The 21,775-nt window shown below is 32.3% G+C and carries 14 protein-coding genes and 2 tRNA genes; 5 read left to right on the top strand and 11 right to left on the bottom strand.

The features are described from left to right. The 3 genes from Q0678_RS09160 to dnaE all read right to left on the bottom strand — a co-directional run bounded on the left by Q0678_RS09160 (window position 1) and on the right by dnaE (window position 6,376). Window positions 1-669, bottom strand: coding sequence for an HAD family phosphatase (locus Q0678_RS09160; protein ID WP_299056956.1), 669 nt, complete (start codon window positions 667-669; stop codon window positions 1-3). Then, a complete protein-coding gene (locus Q0678_RS09155; protein WP_299056953.1) occupies window positions 641-1,963 on the bottom strand; it encodes a D-arabinono-1,4-lactone oxidase in 1,323 nt (440 codons plus the stop codon). The genes Q0678_RS09160 and Q0678_RS09155 overlap by 29 nt, the downstream gene beginning before the upstream one ends. A 72-nt stretch (window positions 1,964-2,035) precedes the next feature. Continuing rightward, window positions 2,036-6,376 (bottom strand): DNA polymerase III subunit alpha, encoded by a 4,341-nt coding sequence (gene dnaE / locus Q0678_RS09150; protein ID WP_299056950.1) that lies wholly within the window; start codon window positions 6,374-6,376, stop codon window positions 2,036-2,038. 672 nt (window positions 6,377-7,048) lie between these two features. On the opposite strand from dnaE, the gene Q0678_RS09145 reads away from it, so the two are divergent. The 4 genes from Q0678_RS09145 to Q0678_RS09130 all read left to right on the top strand — a co-directional run bounded on the left by Q0678_RS09145 (window position 7,049) and on the right by Q0678_RS09130 (window position 9,128). Continuing rightward, complete coding sequence (locus Q0678_RS09145; protein ID WP_299056948.1) at window positions 7,049-7,594, top strand: 30S ribosomal protein S16; 546 nt, start codon at window positions 7,049-7,051, stop codon at window positions 7,592-7,594. 19 nt (window positions 7,595-7,613) lie between these two features. Beyond that, window positions 7,614-8,138, top strand: a complete 525-nt coding sequence (rimM, locus tag Q0678_RS09140) for a ribosome maturation factor RimM (protein ID WP_299056945.1) — start codon at window positions 7,614-7,616, stop codon at window positions 8,136-8,138. A gap of 77 nt (window positions 8,139-8,215) precedes the next feature. Continuing rightward, a tRNA-Ser gene (locus Q0678_RS09135) sits at window positions 8,216-8,302 on the top strand. A 103-nt stretch (window positions 8,303-8,405) separates the two neighbouring features. After that, the gene (locus Q0678_RS09130; RefSeq protein ID WP_299056942.1) at window positions 8,406-9,128 is read left to right on the top strand and encodes a methyltransferase; all 723 of its coding nucleotides are present in this window, start codon (window positions 8,406-8,408) and stop codon (window positions 9,126-9,128) included. Between the two features lie 4 nt (window positions 9,129-9,132). Here the strand turns inward: Q0678_RS09130 and Q0678_RS09125 are convergent, their stop codons facing one another. Beyond that, a complete protein-coding gene (locus Q0678_RS09125; protein ID WP_299056939.1) occupies window positions 9,133-9,756 on the bottom strand; it encodes a polysaccharide deacetylase family protein in 624 nt (207 codons plus the stop codon). 33 nt (window positions 9,757-9,789) lie between these two features. After that, window positions 9,790-12,864 carry a DUF2723 domain-containing protein gene (locus tag Q0678_RS09120; protein WP_299056936.1) on the bottom strand — a complete coding sequence of 1,025 codons (3,075 nt, stop codon included), beginning with the start codon at window positions 12,862-12,864 and terminating at the stop codon, window positions 9,790-9,792. Between the two features lie 169 nt (window positions 12,865-13,033). Here Q0678_RS09120 and Q0678_RS09115 point away from each other — a divergent pair. Continuing rightward, a tRNA-Gln gene (locus Q0678_RS09115) sits at window positions 13,034-13,105 on the top strand. 136 nt (window positions 13,106-13,241) lie between these two features. Here the strand turns inward: Q0678_RS09115 and Q0678_RS09110 are convergent. The 6 genes from Q0678_RS09110 to Q0678_RS09085 all read right to left on the bottom strand — a co-directional run bounded on the left by Q0678_RS09110 (window position 13,242) and on the right by Q0678_RS09085 (window position 21,693). Then, entirely contained in the window at window positions 13,242-14,183 is a 942-nt protein-coding gene (locus Q0678_RS09110) for an alpha/beta hydrolase (protein WP_299056933.1), read from the bottom strand. A 498-nt stretch (window positions 14,184-14,681) separates the two neighbouring features. Continuing rightward, a complete protein-coding gene (locus tag Q0678_RS09105; RefSeq protein WP_299056931.1) occupies window positions 14,682-15,212 on the bottom strand; it encodes a GNAT family N-acetyltransferase in 531 nt (176 codons plus the stop codon). A 169-nt stretch (window positions 15,213-15,381) separates the two neighbouring features. Then, window positions 15,382-15,825 carry a hypothetical protein gene (locus Q0678_RS09100; RefSeq protein ID WP_299056928.1) on the bottom strand — a complete coding sequence of 148 codons (444 nt, stop codon included), beginning with the start codon at window positions 15,823-15,825 and terminating at the stop codon, window positions 15,382-15,384. 731 nt (window positions 15,826-16,556) lie between these two features. Then, a complete protein-coding gene (locus tag Q0678_RS09095) occupies window positions 16,557-18,473 on the bottom strand; it encodes an AAA family ATPase (RefSeq protein ID WP_299056924.1) in 1,917 nt (638 codons plus the stop codon). Window positions 18,474-19,081: 608 nt separating this feature from the next. Then, a complete protein-coding gene (locus Q0678_RS09090) occupies window positions 19,082-19,855 on the bottom strand; it encodes a T9SS type A sorting domain-containing protein (RefSeq protein ID WP_299056921.1) in 774 nt (257 codons plus the stop codon). 368 nt (window positions 19,856-20,223) lie between these two features. Next, on the bottom strand, window positions 20,224-21,693 hold the full coding sequence (locus Q0678_RS09085; protein ID WP_299056918.1) for a fibronectin type III domain-containing protein: 1,470 nt from the start codon (window positions 21,691-21,693) through the stop codon (window positions 20,224-20,226). Window positions 21,694-21,775: the final 82 nt, after the last annotated feature.

The following is a 21,775-nucleotide window of genomic DNA, read 5'->3' as shown; positions in this document are numbered from 1 at the left end:
TTAGTCTTCTGTAAGGTATTGATACGCTTCTAATAGTGTTGGAAAAACCAAGGCACTTCCGCTATTTTGTAATTCTGCTGCATTGTATTGTGTGGTAATTCCAATCGGAATCATACCTGCTGCTTTTGCTGCTTTTGTACCAGTTAAACTATCCTCAAAAACCCAAATGTCTTTAAAGTCTTTACTTGTAAAACCCAAAGCTTTTGCTAATGTAATATAGGCCTCTGGTGCTGGTTTTGGTTTGATGTAATCTTCTACACCAAAAACAGTTGTAAAATCTAATTTTAAATGATGAATACTATTTTTAAGAAATTGTTTTGTAGCGTTACTAGCAATGCCATAAGGGATGTTTTCTTTTGATAAAAAACGCGTAAATTCCTTAACACCGGGCAATAGTATTGGGGTTTTAAAATAAAGGTCTAGATGTTTGTCTTTTAGATAGAATAATTCTGCTGTTTGTGCTTCTTTACCAATAACACTACAATAATATTCTGCAATCAACATGGGAGATTTACCTGCATGACTTTTTGGGAAAGGAGCAATTTTTTGATTGAAAAGAGCTTCGAAAGCACTACTCCAAGCAGAGTGGTGGCTTTCGAAACTGTTTACAACAACGCCATCAAAATCGAATAAAAATCCTTTAGGCAACTTTCTTAGATTGTTTTTCATTAAATATTTTTGCTAAATAAGGGTTTAAAAACTTATTATTAGGGTCTAAGTTGTTTCTTAATAATTTAAAATCTTCCCATTTACTATATACCTTAGAAAGAGCCTCGTCTTTGGCAGCAAAACGTTTGCCCCAGTGAGGTTTTCCGCCATGTTTTAAAAATATTTTTTCAATACTTTTAAAGGCTTCATAGGTATCTGCGGTAGCTGCGTTTCTAGAAACACAACCCATAGTAACAGTGTCTTCATTATAAGCGTAACTTAGCCATGAGCTATCTTTTTGAATAAAACGAACATCCATAGGAATGTGTATAAATGATTTGTTACTCCATTTATTTATTTCTGTTTTTAACTCTTCAAAAACAGTTACAAATTTATCCAAACCTATTGTCCATTCTGCTAACTCTAGAGTAGAACCTCTAGATTTTGTAACAGTCGCTTGGTATAAAGTGCCTTTGTGTTCTTTACTTGAACTAAAAAAACCTTTGTATAAAATTTTATTAGCAATGGCTGTTAACCAAGGAAAAATATGAGTGTATTTGTATAAAATTTTCGAAGCTGTTCTTCTATGTTTCAAAAAGGCAGGGCCCATATTTTCTTCGATATCTGTATCAGGATTAATTTTATCTCCTGTAATTACATACCCTTTATCGGTGTGGGGTAACCATAAAATTCTTAAAAAATCGTGTTTTATTAAACGCTCCTTAATTTTAGGCAACCATTCTGTATCGCTTTCTGGTCTTTCTTTTACGTGCAATGTATAAATTGGCTGACAGGTAAAAGTAATTTCAGACATCATTCCTAAAACACCTAAAGAAACACGAACAGCGTTCATTAAGTCGTCTTTTTCTGTGATTTCTTTTATAGAACCATCTGCCATAACAAGTCTGCATTTAGACATGTATTCAGATAATAATTTACCACTTGTACCATGAGTACCTGTAGCTAACGCTCCACCAACGGTAATGGTATTAATGTCTGGCAAACACGGTATACACCATCCTTTTGCTTCAATAGCTTCTAATAAATCTTTTAAAATTACACCAGATTGAACAGTTACGGTATGTTGCTCATCATTAAAAGCTAGAATTTTGTTGTAACTTTTAATATCGATAAGAGTTGTGGTACCAGAGGCGATGTCTGCAGAGGATTGTTTACTTCCAAAAAGGCGCACTTCTTTTGCGTTTTTAATAACCTCTTGTAGTTCACTTTCTGAAGTTATCGTGTAAAGAGATTTGTAGTTATAAATTACATTCTCGTTCCAGCTTGTCCAAGTACCGTTTTTATTTTGTTTCATGTTTTGTTTAAAATATTAAACAAAAGTAAACATAAATCTATTTTCGACAATATTTTTAGGTAATTAATTTTTTTAATTGAGTTTAAAATTAATTTGTTGCTCTTTTAAAGTTGCCAATAATTCATTAGAAATATGAATCTTAGTATTTCTGCTAGGTAAACTAACCTCTATTTTTTCTTTTTCGTCCCAAACTGTAAAATGTAAACTTTGTTTGCCTGGTTTGTTTTTAAGAATGGTCTCTAAATTTAAAATAGTGTTTGCTGTAATTTCTTCTAACGGAATTTGGATAGTCACTTTTTTACACAACTCGTCCATAATATCATGTAAAAGTTTCATCTCTGTAAATTTTAATCGAGGTTCTCCTACAACTCCTGTATTTTTATTCATCCAACCTGGTTGAATTGTTGCGCGTAAAAACAGAAACGAATTAGGTACTAAAAAATGTTTCATTTTTAGATAATCTTCGCCAAAAATTCTAAATTCATGACTATCACCATAATCTTCTACCGTAAACATTGCCCAGCCTTTTCCTGCTTTAGACACTCTGTGTTGTACATCTGTAACAATGGCAGCAAATGCTAAATTTACATTTACAAATTTTTCTAAATCACCTTTAAAATGTTTTACAGAAGCATTACAGAATTTTAATTCGTTTTTAAAATCATCTAGCGGATGTGCAGAAATGTAAATACCAATGACTTCTTTTTCTTGTGATAACAATTCCATTGTGCCCCAAGTTTCACATTCAGGAATATCAGGTTCAGGAAATTGAACCGTAGAGGCCTCCCCAAACATCGATACTTGTGCAGAATTTTCGTTTTCTTGAAACTTACTTCCAAACTTCATGGCACGTTCTAAAAAGGTCAATCCTTTTTCATCTGTTGCAAAATATTGTGCTCTGTGCGTATCTGTAAAAGAGTCAAAAGCACCTGCTTTTATTAGGCTATCAAAAGATTTCTTGTTGGCAGCACGCAAATCTACACGTTTTGCCAAATCAAAAATAGACGAATAATTTCCGTTTTCTTCACGTTCTTTAATGATGGCTCTTACTGCAGATGCACCAACACCTTTTACTGCTGCCATCCCAAAACGAACAGCACCTTCATTATTTACAGAAAACTTTAAGAAAGATTCATTTAAATCTGGTCCTAAAACAGCCAAGCCCATACGCTTACATTCTTCCATAAAAAAGGAAACTGCTTTAATGTCATTCATGTTGTTAGACAACACAGAAGCCATATATTCTGCCGGATAATGCGCCTTTAAATAGGCTGTTTGATAGGCAATCCAAGCGTAACAAGTAGAGTGACTTTTGTTAAAGGCATAACTTGCAAAGGCTTCCCAATCTTTCCAGATTTTCTCTAATTTATCAGCATCATGTCCGTTTGCAGCAGCTTGTTCAACAAATTTTGGTTTCATTTTATCTAAAACCGCAATTTGTTTTTTACCCATTGCTTTACGTAAAACATCGGCTTCACCTTTGGTAAAATCTGCAAGTTTTTGAGATAAAAGCATTACTTGCTCTTGGTAAACTGTAATTCCGTATGTTTCTGCCAAATACTCTTCCATGGCAGGTAAATCATACTCAATGTCTTCGGTACCGTGTTTTCTGTTGATAAAACTCGGAATATATTCCATTGGGCCAGGTCTGTACAAAGCATTCATGGCAATTAAATCTGCAAAAACAGTAGGTTTTAAAGAGCGCATGTGTTTTTGCATTCCCGGAGATTCATACTGAAAAATACCAACCGTTTCTCCTCTTTGGAAAAGTTCGTAGGTTTTTACATCATCTAACGGAAAACTCTCAGGATCTAAATCTACATTGTGTTTTGCCTTTACAATTTTAACTGTATCCTTAATTAAAGTAAGTGTTTTTAATCCTAAGAAATCCATTTTTAACAATCCGGCAGATTCCACCACAGAGTTGTCAAACTGAGTTACATACATGTCCGAATCTTTTGCCAAGGCAACCGGAACATAGTTGGTAATATCACCCGGAGTAATAATTACACCACAGGCGTGAATTCCTGTATTACGAACAGAGCCCTCTAAAATAGTAGCTTTATTAATGGTTTCGGAAACCAAATCGTTTCCAAAAGACATATGCACCAATTCTTCTACCAATTGTTTTTCTTCTGCTCTTAAACCAGCAACTTTTCCCTTACTTTTTTCATCATCACCAAAAATATTTTTTAGTTTGATTCCTGGAATTAGTTTGGCAATTCTATCAGCTTCAAAAAGCGGTAAATCTAATACTCTAGCAGTATCTCTAATAGAAGATTTTGCTGCCATGGTACCATATGTAATAATTTGAGCCACTTGGTTTGCACCGTATTTGTCAATTACATAATCCATAACTCTACTTCGCCCTTCATCATCAAAATCTATATCAATATCGGGCATCGATACACGTTCCGGATTTAAGAAACGCTCAAAAAGTAAATCGTATTTTATAGGATCTATATTGGTAATCCATAAACAATAAGCCACAACAGAACCGGCGGCAGAACCACGACCTGGTCCTACAGCAACATCCATATTTCTGGCTTCGCGAATAAAATCTTCAACAATTAAAAAATATCCAGGATAACCTGTTTTTTCGATAACAGAGAGCTCAAAATCTAATCGTTCTTCAATAGACGGTGTAATTTCTCCGTATCTTTTTTTAGCACCTACATAAGTTAAATGGCGTAAAAATTTATTCTCACCACGTTTACCACCATCTGTTTTATCTTCTTCGGAAACAAATTCTTCAGGAATATCAAAAGCAGGTAATAACACATCTCTTGCGAGGGTAAAAATTTCAATTTTATCTACAATTTCTTGAATATTGATAATGGCTTCTGGCAGATCTGCAAAAAGCGATTTCATTTCTGCGGTAGACTTAAAATAATATTCCTCGTTTGGCAATCCGTATCTATAACCGCGGCCTTTTCCTTTTGGAGTAGCTTGTTTTTCGCCATCTTTTACACATAATAAAATATCGTGTGCGTTTGCATCTTTTTTTTCTAAATAAAAGGTATTATTGGTTGCAACAATTTTAACGTTGTGCGATTTAGAAAATTTTAGAAGTGTTTCATTTACAATGTTTTCATCTTGTTGATTGTGGCGCATCAATTCGATATACAAATCGTCTTTAAATTCCTCTTTCCACCAAAGTAAAGCTTCTTCAGCTTGTTTTTCTCCAAGATTTAAAATTTTACTAGGCACTTCGCCATATAAATTACCAGTTAAAACAATAATATCTTCTTTGTATTTTTTGATAATTTCTCTGTCAATTCTAGGAACGTAGTAAAAACCATCAACAAATGCAATGGAAGACATTTTTGCTAAATTGTGATACCCTTTTTTATTTTTTGCTAATAAAACAATCTGATATCCATTGTCTTTTTGAGACTTGTTTTTATGATCTTCACAGACATTAAATTCGCACCCAATTATTGGTTTTATAGGGTTTTCTGCGTTTTTATTGTGATTTAAAATAGCACTAACAAAATGAAAAGAAGCCATCATATTTGCAGTATCTGTCATTGCAATTGCAGGCATATTGTCTTTAGCCGCAGCATTTACAATATTGGCAATTTGCATGGTAGATTGCAGTACAGAAAACTGAGTGTGATTGTGTAAATGCGCAAACTGTACATCTTCTAATTCTGCCAAACCTTCAGAAGTAGATTTGGTTTCTGCAACGTCTTTTAGTTTCTCTAAACGTTTGCGAATTTTCTCACTTTCTTTTTTTAGGTTGATGTGTTTTAGCCCGATTACCTGAATTGGCTTCGGATTGGCTTCAGAGAAATTTTTAAAATACTCAGCATCTACATCTAGTTGCTCTTTGGTAAATTCTCTTAAACGAATTAATTCTAAAAAACAACGGGTGGTTGCCTCAACATCTGCAGTTGCATTGTGTGCTTCCCCAAAACCAACACCAAATAAATGATTGTGTAATTCGGTTAAGGTTGGTAGTTTAAATTTACCACCACGACCTCCAGGAATCTGACACATTAAGGCCGTTTTTTCGGTACAAGTATCTAAGAGCGGAAGAGAGGTTAAGTTGTTTTCTACCCCTAATCGGTGGAATTCACAGCCCATGATATTAATGTCAAAACCTACATTTTGACCAACAATAAATTTGGTTTTTTGCAAGGCTTCGTTAAATAAAGCCAATCCTTTGTTTAATGCAATTCCTTGTTCTTCTGCTAATTCTGTAGAAATACCATGAATTCTTTCTGCATCATAAGGAATATTAAAACCGTCTGGTTGTATTAAAAAATCGTTATGTTCTACAACGTTTCCCATTGCATCGTGCAATTGCCAAGCTATTTGAATACACCTAGGCCAGTTGTCTGTGTCTGTAATAGGAGCGTTCCAGCTTTTAGGTAAACCGGTAGTTTCAGTATCGAAAATTAAGTACATTGTTGCAAGAAATTGTTGAAGCGTTTAGTTATTTAAACGATGTGTAAAAATAGAAATTTGTAATGAAGAATTGGGGTGTTTTTGGGTTCATTTATCAACAAAATGTACACAGTTTTCTCTATTCTCTTTTTTGATGTTTCTACTCAGTATTGTCATTTCGACGATAGGAGAAATCACATTAGGCAGCTCACGATTTCTTTATCACTGTTATGCGACTTCTCTTTGTAATCGAAGTGACAGGTGTTTTGTTTAAAAATAAGGGTAAAGTGTTCTCATTTCCTATCATTTTTGTCATTTCGACGATAGGAGAAATCTCATAAAGTTAGTTTTGTTTTAGTCTTGTTTCTAGACTCTAATATCTAGTTTTTCTCTATCTCCTTTTCTAAATACAATCGAAGTGATAGGTGTTTTGATATTTAATGCGATTATCGAGTTGGTTATTCCTTATTTTATTTTTACTAACGGTACTCGCGTTAAGGATTGAACGGTGTGTTTGAGCTCTGCCGATTTTTTAATCGGGAAGCGAGTAGTGAAAGCCTGTAAAAACGCCCTAAAAATTATTGAAAATTAGTTCTTTAGTATCAAAAAGGTTTTGTATTTTTGCGCCCACTTACTACGAGATGGTAAGATTTTTAATAACCAAGGTCGAGAACCTTAAAAAATTAACAAATTATGTCTGTAAAAATTAGACTACAAAGACACGGTAAAAAAGGGAAACCATTCTATTGGATAGTTGCCGCTGATGCTCGTGCAAAAAGAGATGGTAAATACTTAGAAAAAATAGGTACTTACAACCCGAATGTTAACCCTGCAATTATCGATTTAAATGTTGATAAAGCTGTAGAATGGTTACAAAATGGTGCGCAACCAACTGATACTGCTAAAAACATTTTATCTTACAAAGGTGCGATGTTAAAGAATCATTTAGCTGGTGGTGTAAGAAAAGGCGCTTTAACCCAAGAACAAGCAGATGCTAAATTTGCAGCTTGGTTAGAAGAGAAAGCAGCAAAGATTTCTGATAAAGAAGCTGGTTTATCTAAAGCACAATCTGATGCGAAAGCAGCAGCATTGGCAGCAGAAAAAGCGGTTAACGAAGCAAGAATTGAAGCAGCAAAACCAGTTGTAGAAGAAGTAGCAGAGCCAGTTGCAGAAGAAGCAGCGGCAGAAGAAGCAGCTCCTGAAACAATTGATGAAGCTCAAGAAAAAGCAGCTGAATAAATTATAAATTTGTACGATAATGCGTAAAGAAGATTGTTTTTATTTAGGCAGAATTGTAACAAAGTATAGTTTTAAAGGGGAAGTTGTTATCAAATTAGATACCGATGAACCTGAGTTGTACACGGAAATGGAATCAGTTTATGTCGAATTTGGCACAAACTTGGTTCCATTTTTTATTGATAAAAGTTCTTTACACAAAGGCAATCAGTTACGAGTGCAGTTTGAAGACGTGTATTCTGAAGAAGAGGCAGAATCAATTTTAAAATGTGGGGTGTATTTACCAACCACCATGTTACCAAAATTAACCGATGATAAATTTTATTATCACGAGGTAATTGGTTTTACTGTTGTAGATGCTAATTTTGGAGAAGTTGGTACAATTGTTCATATAAACGACAAAGCCGCGCAACCACTTTTTGAGATTGATAGAAACGGGACAGAAATATTGATTCCGATGGTAGATGATTTTATCAAAAAAGTGAATCGAAAAACCAAACAAATAGAGGTAGAGACGCCTGAAGGGTTGATTGCACTTTATATTTAATTAAATATAAAATAAGTTCAGAAACTCTTGAATTTAGTTTTTATGATTCTGAATTAAGTTTGGGATTAAAAATATTTAGAAAGGTGTCTGAGTGGTCGAAAGAGCTACCCTGGAAAGGTAGTATACTGGCAACGGTATCGAGGGTTCGAATCCCTTCCTTTCTGCAAAAGAAAACTTTTTGACTTTGTCAAAGAGGGATTTATTTTAATAAAATAAAAATTTTAAATTCTGTGTAATCACAGAATTTTTTGTTTCATAAAAAATACAATGTCTACACCTTTTAAATTTAAAGAATTTACAGTAAATCAAGATAAAACTGCAATGAAAGTAGGTACTGATGGTGTTTTGCTAGGCGCTTGGTGTTCTTTAGAAAATTACCCAGATACTATTTTAGATATTGGTGCTGGCACAGGTGTAATTTCTTTAATGCTTGCGCAACGATCTGATGCAATGACAATTGATGCGGTTGAGCTAGATGAAGATGCTTACGAGCAAACTGTTAGCAATTTCGAAAATTCTGATTGGGGAGACCGTTTGTATTGTTACAATGCTTCTTTTCAAGAATTTGCAACTGAAATATCGGAAGAAGAAGAAACCTACGATCTTATAGTTTCGAATCCGCCTTTTTATACAGACTCGTTTGAAACTGAGAGTGCCTCTAGAAATAAAGCTCGATTTACTTCTTCTTTACAGTTTGAAGAATTATTAGAAGGTGTTTCTAAAATTTTATCTTCAAACGGACATTTTTTTACAATTATCCCTTTTAAAGAAGAAGCTAACTTTTTAACTATCGCAAAAACCAATAATCTTTACTTGCAAAAAGTTTGTAGAGTGCAGGGAAATGAGTCTTCTGAAATAAAAAGAAGTTTGCTGTCGTTTTCTTTTGTTAAAGCAGCAATTGAAACATCTTCTTTAATAATTGAGACTGATAGACATCAATACACAGAAGATTATATCAACTTAACAAAAGATTTTTATTTAAAAATGTAAGTTGTTAAATAGATTTAAAACTAAACCCTTTTTTACTAAAGGTATTTAAAACTTTTGGCAGCGCATATTGCATTCTTTCTGCAGCTTTTACACTATCGTGAAAAACAATAATGCTTCCTTTTTGTGTATTTTGAAGTACGTTTTGCAAACATTTTTCTTTTGATAGTTTTGTGTCGAAATCACCAGATAGAACATCCCACATTATAATTTTATATCCTTTTTTTATGATCTCTTTTGCTTGCGATTTTTTAATTTTTCCGTAAGGAGGTCTAAAAATTTTCTGTTTGATTTTTGATTTGTTGAACTGAGTAATTGTTTTTTCGCAGGCTAAAAAATCATCAATATATATAGTGTTATCGCTTTTCCAACCTTTTAAGTGATTTTGAGTATGGTTGCCAATAGAGTGCCCTTCTGCAATAATTGTATTATAAATTTCAGGGTGTTTTTCAATGTTTTTACCAATGCAAAAAAAAGTAGCTTTCGCCTGGTGTTGTTTTAATTGAGCAAGTACAAAAGGGGTGATTTCTGGGGTAGGGCCATCATCAAAAGTTAAAAAAATTTCTTTTTCTTTTACGGTATGAAAATGCCACGTATAACCAGAGAATATTCTCATTAGTATGCGTGGCATTTTTGCAAAGTATGTTTTCATTTAAAACCGTTATTATTCCTCGGGCATTAGATGGTTAAATAACTTTACAATATTTATAAACTCTTCTTGTAAGGCATCTAAGTATTCTTTATCAACTTCATTTTCTTCTGCTTGTGTAATTAAATTTCTATACATGTATAACGTTGTGTCAATTTCATCGAAAATAAGATTGGTGTCGTTTGTAGAAAATGTACTTAACCAAATTAATTTTTCTTTAAATAAGTTACTTAATGTGCTTAAAGTTTTTCTTGCTTTTTTAGTATCTTTTAAACGGTAATAAGATTCAGGATACCCTAAAGAGAGGCTATAATGGTCAAAATCTTTAATAGGCATTTTATCTAAAGAAAGGTCTAAAATTTCTAGAGCTTTGGCAGAGTCTCCTTCTTTTTCAAACGCTTCAGATAAACGAAGTAAAGAATTTCGCATAGAAATTGCATTTCTTTTGGTTTGTTCATCTAGATAAATTTTACCGTCGTTAATGTTTCTCCAGTTCCATTTTAAAGTATTTGCATACATTTTTTCGGCATCAATTCGTCCCATATCAAACAAACTCTTGTTGGCCATTGGTGTTTTAATAGGTACTAATTTGTATGACAATCCGTCTAGTTGAAGATAGTCTTTTAGCCAAAGATATTCTTCATCTGCATTTGCGCCTCCGGTAAAGTAAATAGGTCTTTCCCAGTTGTTATTAGCAAGAATGTCTAACATTAAAATACGATTCTTAAAAAGAGCTCTATCATCAATAGTAATGTCTATGTAGGGTACAATTTTATCAGCATCTTTTTGAGCTACAATTCCGTTTTTTAATACTTGTTCTTTGTTTACAGGAATTCTAATTCTATTTGTTGGATAAAACTTTTCTCTGCTACCATTTTCTGTTTCTACATAAGTTGCATCACTATCAGAAGCAATCCAGCGCATAAAGTTTTTGATGGTCATTACAGAGTCTTTAAAGCGAGGATGATCCATAGAATAAGCAACGTCTAGTGTACCATATTTATATTGGTCATGTTTTAGTTGCGATGGAATAGCAGGAGCATCATAGGTTGCTCTTTTCATTTGATCGATGTACCAATCTGTAGCAAATAAAGAGGTGTTTACTAATTTTATATCTGTTCTAATGCCTTCTACTTCTTGCATGTACCAAAGCGGAAAGGTGTCATTGTCACCAATTGTAAACATAATGGCATTTTGGTCGCAACTTTCTAAATAGGCTTGTGCATTTAAATGGGTTGTGTATCTATTAGATCTGTCATGATCATCCCAGTTTTCTGAGGCCATTAAAGCAGGAACGCCAATTAGGGATACAATTGTAACAGCAATTGCAATGGTTTTCTTATTTGCAAACTTCTTTAAATACTCGTAAAGTGCAAGTACTCCAAAGCCAATCCAGATGGCAAAAATGTAAAAACTACCTACAATAGCATAATCTCTTTCTCTGGGTTCAAAAGGTTTGGGATTTGTGTAAAAAATGATGGCAAAACCTGTAAATGCAAAAAATATAAAAAGTGTAAAGAAGTTTTGTTTATCCCATTTTACTTGATAAAATAATCCGATAAGTCCTAAAATTAAGGGTAAAAAATAATAAGTGTTTCTTCCTTTGTTTTCTAGTACTTGACTTGGTAATTCTTTTTGAGAACCTAGTCTTGCTTCATCAATAAAATTAATTCCGCTAATCCAATTTCCATTAAATACATCTAAATTTCCTTGAATATCATTTTGTCTTCCTACAAAATTCCACATAAAGTAACGCCCATACATATAGCCAAATTGATAGCTCATCATAAAGGTAATGTTCTCTGCAAAGGTTGGTCTTCTTTTACTATTTTGAGGAATGCCAGCAATCGTTTTATACATTTTTTCTGATGCAGGATTCACCATTCTAGGAATAAAACCTTTGTGTTTACCAGACCAGTTAGGAACAACGTTCTTGTAGTTATTTACAATTTCATATTTTCCATTTCTCTTCTCGTATTTTGGCTTGTCATCTTTATAGGGAGTATTTGCATCTTGTTCTCTATCGTATGTATTTGAGTAATAAGTATCGTAAAAAACGTTTGCATCACCATATTGTTCTCGCTCATAATATGCCAATAATTCGCGTGCACTAGAAGGATTATTTTCGTTAATGGTTGTGTTTGCATTGGCTCTAATTGGTAGCATCATCCAAGAAGAAAAACCAATCATTATAAAAAGTACAGATAATATAAGTGTATTTGTATGTATTTTATTTTTTTTACGCGTGTAATTTAATCCGAAGTAAAACAACCCAACTAAAATGATGGCTGCAATGATACTACCAGAATTATAAGGCATGCCAATGGTGTTTATAAAAAACAGCTCAGACGCACTAAAGAACTTTAGTGTAAATGGAAATAAGAATTTGAATACAAAAGCCAATATGAATACTGCTAAAACGGTTGCAATTGCAGTAGTTTTTAAGTTGATATTTTTATAGGTTTTAAAGAAATACAATAGAACAATTGCTGGTATTACAAGTAAAGAAAGTATGTGAACGCCAAAAGACAATCCTACTACAAAACTGATTATTAGTAACCACTTATTGCCTCTGGGTGTGTTTATTTCACTTTCCCATTTTAAACCTAACCAAAATAGTAAAGCCATTAAAAAAGAAGACATTGCATACACTTCTCCTTCTACGGCGCTAAACCAAAAACTGTCTGAAAAAGTATACGCTAAAGAACCAACAATACTACTGCCTAGAATGGCAATGTAACTACCTTCGGAAATTTTACTAGCTTTTAGTGCTAATTTTTCTCCAAGGTTGGTAATGGTCCAAAACATGAATAATATGGTAAATGCACTTGCGAGTGCCGACATAAAGTTTACCATTTTAGCAATTTGATCTAAACTTGATGTAAACATTGCAAAAAAGGCACCTAACATTTGAAATAAAGGAGCTCCAGGTGGGTGACCAACTTCTAATTTAACTGAGGTAGAAATATATTCGCCACAATCCCAAGCGCTTACTGTTGGTTCTAGCGTTAGTGAATAGGTGATTAAAGCAATGGTAAATGTAGCCCATCCTAAAATGATGTTCCATCTATTAAAATTGTTTGCTGTCATAGTCTTAAAATAATATGTGGCGAATTTACTAATAAATATGAATAAAAATAGTTGAGTTTTACTTTTAAAAGTATGATTTTCATCACAAAACTTTGTTAAAGATAAAAATTATTAAAAAATGTTTGCAAGATTAAAAGAATACATTAAATTTGCACCCGCGTTAAAGCATTGGCCTATGGTGTAATTGGTAACACACCGGTTTTTGGTACCGACATTCAAGGTTCGAGTCCTTGTAGGCCAACAAAAAAAGCTTCAAAATTTAAATTTTGAAGCTTTTTACTTTTGTAGTAGTTTTTTTACAGAAACTTTACACTAAAATTAAATGGCTCTTTACCTCGAAAAAATAGTTGCTAATATTTTTTCTATTCTAAACAATTTTAATTTTCGAATAATTTATCTATAAAAAATTCAACGAATGAATTGTATTTTGTTTTATTACCTGGATATTTTAAGTAGGCTTCAATATTTAATTCATCCATTTTCTCTTTAAGTGCTAGTCCAAAATCTACATGATGTACAAGCCAACCTCTAATTTTTTTTGGATTGCTGGGAGTCTTTGCTTTAGGAGACATAAAGTAACTCATAAAAACAGGAGGGTCATCAGCCGATATTAATGATAATGCAGACAATTCATCAGCAATTTTATTGGCTTCGTTAAGTGTTTTGGAATCATACATTGCCATACGTATATTATCTCTTCTAGAAATATCTCCAAAAATTTTTGAGGTATAATTTGAACCATTTTCATCTTTCAAGTGTTTACTAGCGAGGCGTATCCAAAATTCAGAATTCATAGTTGTTTGTCCACCAATAGGAGCTACACAAGTAACTCTTGTCGATTCATGCTCAATAGGGTTGTTACTATTCGAATCAGCCATATCATTACTAAAGGCTAACCACATACAAATTTGTGAACCAGCAGATCCGCCAAATAAACCTATTTTATTCTTGTCGATTTTCCATTCAGAAGATTTTGAACGTATAAATTGTAGCGCAAGCTTTGCATCTAAATGGGCCGCTGGCAAGGGAGCGTTTGATAATAATCGATAATTAATAGATGCTACCGAAATTCCTGCTTCTAATAGTTCTGTCAATTCGTTTGCCTTTATTCTTTCTTTACTACCGACTTTAAATCCTCCGCCATGAATATAAATTACTAAAGGGGTTATTTTGCTTTTGTCTGCAAACCAAATGTCAAGAATATTTCGCTCATGTTGCCCATATTTAATATTCACTAAATCAGGTGCAGATTTATTATTTTGAGCATAAGAGAAATTTAATGTTATTATTATGGTTAAAGTTATATGGATAGATTTCATTTACAGACCAAATATTTATCTTTTAGACTTATTAAATCATATTTGGTTTAATAAGACTACTTGAAAATATTTTTATTCACGTTTTTAAATTTCAATTACTTTTTTGTGAATATTTTTAAATTCAGGTTTGTAATATTTTACTCGCATTACCTATAAGACATTACATCTCTTAAAAACTCTCAACTCCAAAGGATTTTGTCGAAGTCATATTTATATGTTTGTTTTCAATTTCTTTCCAAATTTTGCCAGTTTAGACCTTGTCATTTCTATACATAATGTTTAAAATTATGTAGCCTTATTTCAGGACGGGTCAAAATTAGCTACAACGGTTAGTATATGAAACGTAGCGTATAAAAATACGATAAATTTCGGGTTTATCACTTAGCCAAATCTGCGATTTGGTATTTTTCTTTTTCTGTTCTCAAATGCCAAATCGCAGATTTGGCGAACTTCATAAACAGGCACGAACCTTTGAATTTAGCACAAGCTAGCTATGTTTTATATACATTGTTGTAGCCAGTTATTTTTCCAAAGTTCATATCTTCTATCTGTACAATTATCTCTTTCGTTAAAAAATTCGCTCACAGGTTTCATAAATTTATTTAAAATTTTAACCGAACCAATATTCGCAATATTCACATCAGCCATAACTTTATCCACGTTCATTTCTTGAAAATAATATTTCAACATTCCTTTCGTAGTTTCTGTTCCGTATCCTTTTCCCCAAAAATTCGCTCGAAATCGGTATCCTAATTCCTTTTCACCATCCTCGTTAATTAGAAATAAGGCAAGTCCAATCATTTCAGATTTCCCTTTTTCATATATTCCGCAAGCACGTTTTTGGTCTTTTAAATCACTCAATTTTAAATTCAGACTTTTGTTAAATCTATCTGTTATTTGGTCTTTTGTAAATGCTTTTTGAGGAATTAGTTCCAAAATTTTTGGGTCAGTAAAAAGTTCAGCGAAATATTTTTTATCCACATTTTCTAAACTTCTAACACTCAATCTTTCGGTTTCAAATATGTTCATTTTTCCGCTACGTTTTTTTTTAATTGGCTACAACGTGTTTGTATATGGTTTGTTGCGTGTTTCAAGCAACTAATTTAGTAAATAATTACCGACCAAGAAAGTCCGCGAGGACTTTCGTAAGTAGGCGAGAAACCAGCAATAAATTATATACGGTGTTAGCAAATCGGTTTTATTTTATCCAAGTTCCGATTATTATTAAAAATTCAGATATTTCATAACTCACTAATATTGTCAAGACAGAAATCTTCTTTGCATAATTCCTATATTTTATTAAAGTCCAAACGTAACAAATTATTGGTATTAACATCATTAATTTCAATTCGTTCGCATATGGATAACTCAAAAACATCCAGACATATGATAGAAAAGTAAATGCACCAATTATAAAACCAATCCATTTATTATTCTTTCCGCACCAAATTGCAAACACTAATGCTAAAATTCCGAATGACATAAAGGCTACAGTTCCAATTGGAAATTCAGCAAAATAGCCAAGTCCATAGCATATTGAAAGTCCAATTAAAATAACTTTTAGAAAATCAGGTTTAGTTTTATTGAAAAGCAAAAGTCCAATTAGAACTCCTATTCCGATTATAATTTTCGTGTGTAACAATTCCGTTGTTTAGTATTTTTTCTTGTTCCGTTATTAATTCCGTTTGAGTAATAATTCCAACACAATGCGTTTACTCAATTTATGTTTATTTCAAGTTTTTAATAAGCAAAAATTTCAATGTATTTCCTAATTTTGTTGGTGTGGTCAACTGTTTGCTAACGTGTTTGTGTATAGAAAGTTGCTATTTTATGTGCGAGGATTTTCCAACGGAAAATCAGTAGTACATAAAAAAGCAACTACTTTTGATTAAGCTAAATTTAGCAATTTTTTATACACGTTGTTGCAAAATCGTTGTTTTTTTATTTCCATTCAGCTAATTACCCGAGCTATTGTTAATTCCGAAAGTAGCTCAATTCCGTAATAATGGAACATAAATTCAGATCATACATTTGAGTGAAAATTCCTCAACCTTGCTCAATTCCGAAAGCTGCTTAATTCCACAAACTTTCTCAATTCCACATTATGATAAAATTTATGATTAGCGAGAGAGTGTTTCAGAAATTCAGTTTTTAAACCATAAAAACTCAACATTTTCCTCCTTATTTTTCGAGCTTGGGTTGTTTCCGCAAACTTGCTCGACAATGTTTTGCAACGTGTTTGTATATGGTTTGTTGCGTGGTTTAAGCAACTAATTTAGTAAATAAAAACCGACCAAGAAAGTCCGCGAGGACTTTCGTAAGTAGGCGAGAAGCCAGCAATAAATTATATACGGTGTTGTGCGTTCGTGTTTTCTACTTATTTATAAATTCAACTATTCTATCAGTCAAGTTTAATAATTGTTGAGACTTAATTCCATCAATCCAAGCATATTCCAACATTTTAGCAATAGCTAAAGGATTTTTTTTAAGTCCTCCAGCATTTCCATAAAAAGCAATAGCTTTATCCTCGTATTTTCTTAAGTTTTCTCCAAATTCAACAGAGATTTCATCTGTTAAATTAGTTTTCCATGAAGTTAAATTTTCCTTTATTATAGAGTTTTCTGGCCAATTACTTTCGGAATTAAGATTCATTAATTCTAATATCGCTTTATTTTCTTTCTTATGTTGAATAATTTCATGTTCTCTAGTTTTATCTGTATCACTATCATAAACAACCATTGTTGGAATATCTAGCAGTTTTGCCATTGCTAAAGGCTTTATTAGTTTGTGTTTACCTTCAACAGGAACTATATGACAACCATGTCGTCTAAACTCTATCATCTTATTCGTAAGTAGTAAATATGAATTTATATGTGCTATATCTTCATGTCCCTCTACTAAAATTAATTTTTTACAGAAAAACATTTCATTAATTACTGGATTTAAGGAAGGGTATAGTTTTGCAACCATACCATTTTCGCTAACTAGTTTTTCTCCGACATTATGTAATTGGTCTGCTAATTCTTGATAGAATAATCTTTTTACTTTTGTTTCACTTGGTTCTCCAACTTCGCAAACTAATCTAATTTTATCAAAGCTATCTCCTGGTATAAATAATGGATTATGAGTGCAAATTATTATTTGTGAATTTGTTTGAGATAAATCAAAAAGAGTTTCTGCAAGGTATCTTGTCTGTGGTGGATGCTGAAATAATTCAGGCTCTTCAATACCCATTATCAAAGTCGGAACATTTTCTGATTCAAAACTTGTTAACTCTTGTAATAAAGCTAACATATATGAACGTTGTAAACCATGTCCGAATCTCGAAAGCTCGCCTTCAAAACCTCTTTCTCCAACTTTTAGTCCTGCTAATGGTTCTTCAATTTTAATAGATTTTTCTGGGTCTTGTTTCCATTGAATTGAAGCGGTTATATTTGGGTGAGCCCAATTAGCTAATCGATTTTGAAGTGAACTAGAAATGTCATCTAATGTTTGTTGTTCAGCATCAAGTAATTTTTGATATTCAGCACGAACATTGTTTCTTAAATCTCTAACTTTATCATCAAAAGAAACTTTTGACCTTACTGTTCTAGCTAAAAGTTGTCCAAGAGCAGACTTTGATGATTCTTCACTTTCTTCGGTCGCATCTTTAATGGCAGGAACAAAAATCCATTGAACATGTGATTCAAGTTTATTTACACCTCTTGAAACTCCATAAAATTGGTCTTCGCTAGGGATTAAAACACAATTTTCTGGATTATTAGCCTCAAATGTATTTAAAGCTGAAGTCATATCAGCTTTAGAACTAGCAGAAGCTATTTCAGGATATTTGTCCTTAAAAGATTTGAATATAGCCTTTAATTCGGTTGCTTTTGCTCCATTTTTATCGGCTTCAAAGAATTTTCTGAATTCTTCCATTCCTAGACGATTACCAAACTGTTTTACGTCAGCTCTTTCTGTAACTGTATCATATTTTGCTATTGCAGTTACAACTAATTTGTCTTGTCTTACATAATCTGCTAATTCTTCTTTAGCTTCGTCTGATAGAGAAGAAAAAGTAACAGTTATTTTTATATCTTTCGTTGTATCAGAATGATGAAAGTCATTTGCGGATAATTTTAATAAATCTGTTTGACTGTCTTTATTTTGTCTGAAAAAAAGGTTTAGAGCATGAAATACTGTTGATTTTCCAACTCCATTTGGACCAACAAATGTAGTATAGTCATCAAACTCAATAAATTCTTCTTTATATGCTCTAAAGTTTTCTATTCGTATAGATTCTATTTTCATTCGCGGTTGGTTTTACATGACGCACAACGTGTTTGTGTTATAGAAAGTTGCGTTTAAAGCAAACGGCCATTTTCCGCAGGAAAATTGTTGTTTGTAAAAAAGCAATTAGTTTTAGTTTAAGACTAATATAGCAATTTTTTATACACGTTGTTGCAAGTAGTAGTTTTTTCACCCATTACATTCTTTGTTTTTCATATTAATTTAATAGTTTTCAATTCCGTAAACCTGATTAATTCCGAAAACTTAGGCAATACAGTAAAAGTTTTTCGCTTGAGAGATAATTCCGCAAACTTGCTCAATTCCGAATGTAGCTAAATTCCATAATATTGGAAATTCCGCATTTTGATAAAATTTTCATTAGCGAGAGAGTGTCTCATTTTTCACGAATTTCTCCAAATTTAGAAACAGTTAATTCAAGAGTTTAAAACCGCAATTTTTTCGGTCTGAGTGTTTTCCGCTATTACTTGCAACGTGTTTATATATGGTTTGTTGCGTGGGTTTTGCACTAAATTAATAAATAAGCACTAACAAAGAAAATCCGCGAGGATTTTCGTAAGTAAGCAAAAAGCTAGCAATAAATTATATATGGTGTTGGCATTTCGTTATTTCTACTTTTTTATAAATTTATTTCCAAATTCACGAATTCTATAATTATAAATTCCTTTACTTAATTTTGAAATATCTAATTCTATACTTTTTCCATTTCCAACAAATTCTTTTTCAAGTACTTTTCTTCCATTAATGTCATAAACTTCAATTTTTTCATTTTCATTATTTTTAAATGGATTTGTAATATTTATTTTTTGTTTCGTTGGATTAGGGAAGCCAATAATTTTTTGTTTTGCTAAAAAATTTTCTTGACTTATTGAAAGAGTTCCATCTAAAGAATATATGTCATAATCAACAACTTGATATCCACTGTAGGGTGAATGTGATAAAGATGTCATTAATTTGAAATTATCTTGAACATCTTTAAATACATTTGCCTCATTTTTATCTCCAAAATCAAAAATAATATTACCCTTCTCATTAAATAAAAGCATTTTATTTTCGCCAGTTGTGTTATTTCGAGCCCCCAAAAGAATTTCAAATTCTAGATTTAAGTCAAATAATTTATCTGTTATAAAATAAAATTTATCAAATAAAAAATTTTGAGGTAACTCCAAAGGGCTTATGGATTTATAGTAAGAATGGTTCCTATCAAAAATATTAATGCCCCGATTAGAAGTATTAAAAGTTACATAATAAAGTTTGTTTTCACTAATAAAAGAATAATTTATATGATTATTGCTTTCTCCTTCAGTTCTATAACTTTTCTCAAGAGTTTGACTAATTCCAATGAAATTTATTGTCAGAAATAAATAAAGTAGTGTTTTTTTCATGATTGTTTTACGCGATTTTTATTAATGAATGCCAACGGTCTCGGCTATGAGTAGTTGCGTGTTTTAGCACTTAACTTTGCAAGTACACACCAAGTTGGAAATTCCTGTGGAATGTCCAAAGTAAGCGATTTGTAGCAATTACTTATAGCCATTGTTGTAAACAGTTTATTTAATTTTTTTCTTTCAAACACAACATCATAAATAGCCTATTTAGTATTCTCTATAAAATTAGTAATTATTTTTTCTAATAACTGCCATTATTATGTAGTTTCATTTGTGCTTTAAACCTATCTTATATTAAGTTTGAATCAGAAAGAACTCAAAACTATAGACTAAAAATAAAAAGTAGATTTTCATAATTGAGTGAATTAAAACTGTCTTATAGGACGCACTAAATTTGCCATATTTCTACCAACATCAGTTCGAAGAATACAATTAGGTTCAGGTGAATGTGGAAATTGGATCCAATGTGCGTTGTGAATTTGATTAGTATCTGTTGAACTCCAATAAAAACTATCAGCAAAATTTCCAATCCCTTCACTGTAAAGATTTTGGCACATTAACTCTAATTCACCAATTGAGGGCAAATACCAATCACTATAACCATTATTTATAAAATCGTTACAAACTTTTGCAGCATTATTTAGATTATTATTGGCTGCAATGATAAGCAGAGTATTGGCTTTACCATCTCCTAGATTAGAATTTGGAGAAATACCTGTTTCATTTTGATAATTCCAAGTACCATTCCACCAAACCACACCTTCTGTAGAATAATCGGTTTGGTTTGCTTCCAAATAGCGCCATCCATCACTATAAAAGCCTTTGTCATAAAAAATAAAACCACCAGCAGGTCCTACTTCTCCTATGCCATAAGTGGTTGTGAAGGCTATTTCATTGCCATAAGCTGTACCTGTGCTATTAGTTGCATATGCTCTAATGAAATAGTCAACATTAAAAGATAATCCCGAAACATTACTAGTAAACTCTCCATCTCCATTTCCGTCAATAGTTTTTGTATCCAAATTAATCGTTGGGTTCGTAGAAGTACTCCAAACCACACCTCTTTCTGTTATAGCAGCTCCTCCATCAGAAGTAATATTACCACCAGAAACTACGGTAGTGGAAGTGATTTCTGAGACATCATTAGTTGCTAATTCTGGTATTGTGACAGCAACAGTTGTAAAAGTTAATTCATTACCATAGGAAGTCCCTTCACTATTGCTAGCATAAGCTCTGATATAGTAAATAGTTCCATCGATTAAGTCTGTTAAATTACTAGTAAACTCTCCATCTCCATTTCCGTCAATAGTTTTTGTATCCAAATTAATCGTTGGGTTCGTAGAAGTACTCCAAACCACACCTCTTTCTGTTATAACAGCTCCTCCATCAGAAGTAATATTACCACCACATAAAGCATTAGTGTATGATATTTCTGTTACTTCATTGGTTGTAACAACAGGTAATGCTATTGGTTCGTCAGTATTAATAGTGATCTGATTAGAATAGGTCAATGAACTTCCAACATCGTTAAAAGAATATATTCTATAGGTATAGGAAGTGCTGATATTAAGTTCATTATCAATAAAACTCGTAATATCAGTGTTTACAGTTCCAATTAGTGAATAGTCATTATTATTTTCTTTACGGTCAATTTTAAAACCATTTTCATTAGTTGAATTGTCAGTCCAAAAAAGTGTAACCTGATTGTCTCCAGAAAGTTCGCCTGATAAGTTCGATGGAGGTACAGGTAAAACTTCTATGTTCGAGCCATTTTCATTTGTAGAACAAGAAAAGACAATCATTATAATTGCTAATAGACTTAAATTTATTTTCATAATTATTCAATTTTAATTGTTTACAACGTGTTTGTGTAAGGAAAGTTGCGTGGTTTAAGCACTAAAGTTAGTAAATAAAACA

The sequence above is a fragment of the uncultured Polaribacter sp. genome, from assembly GCF_947497125.1.
Classification (GTDB): domain Bacteria; phylum Bacteroidota; class Bacteroidia; order Flavobacteriales; family Flavobacteriaceae; genus Polaribacter.
Note: the sequence above shows the minus strand (reverse complement) of the source record. Positions and strands in the feature narration are given on the sequence as shown.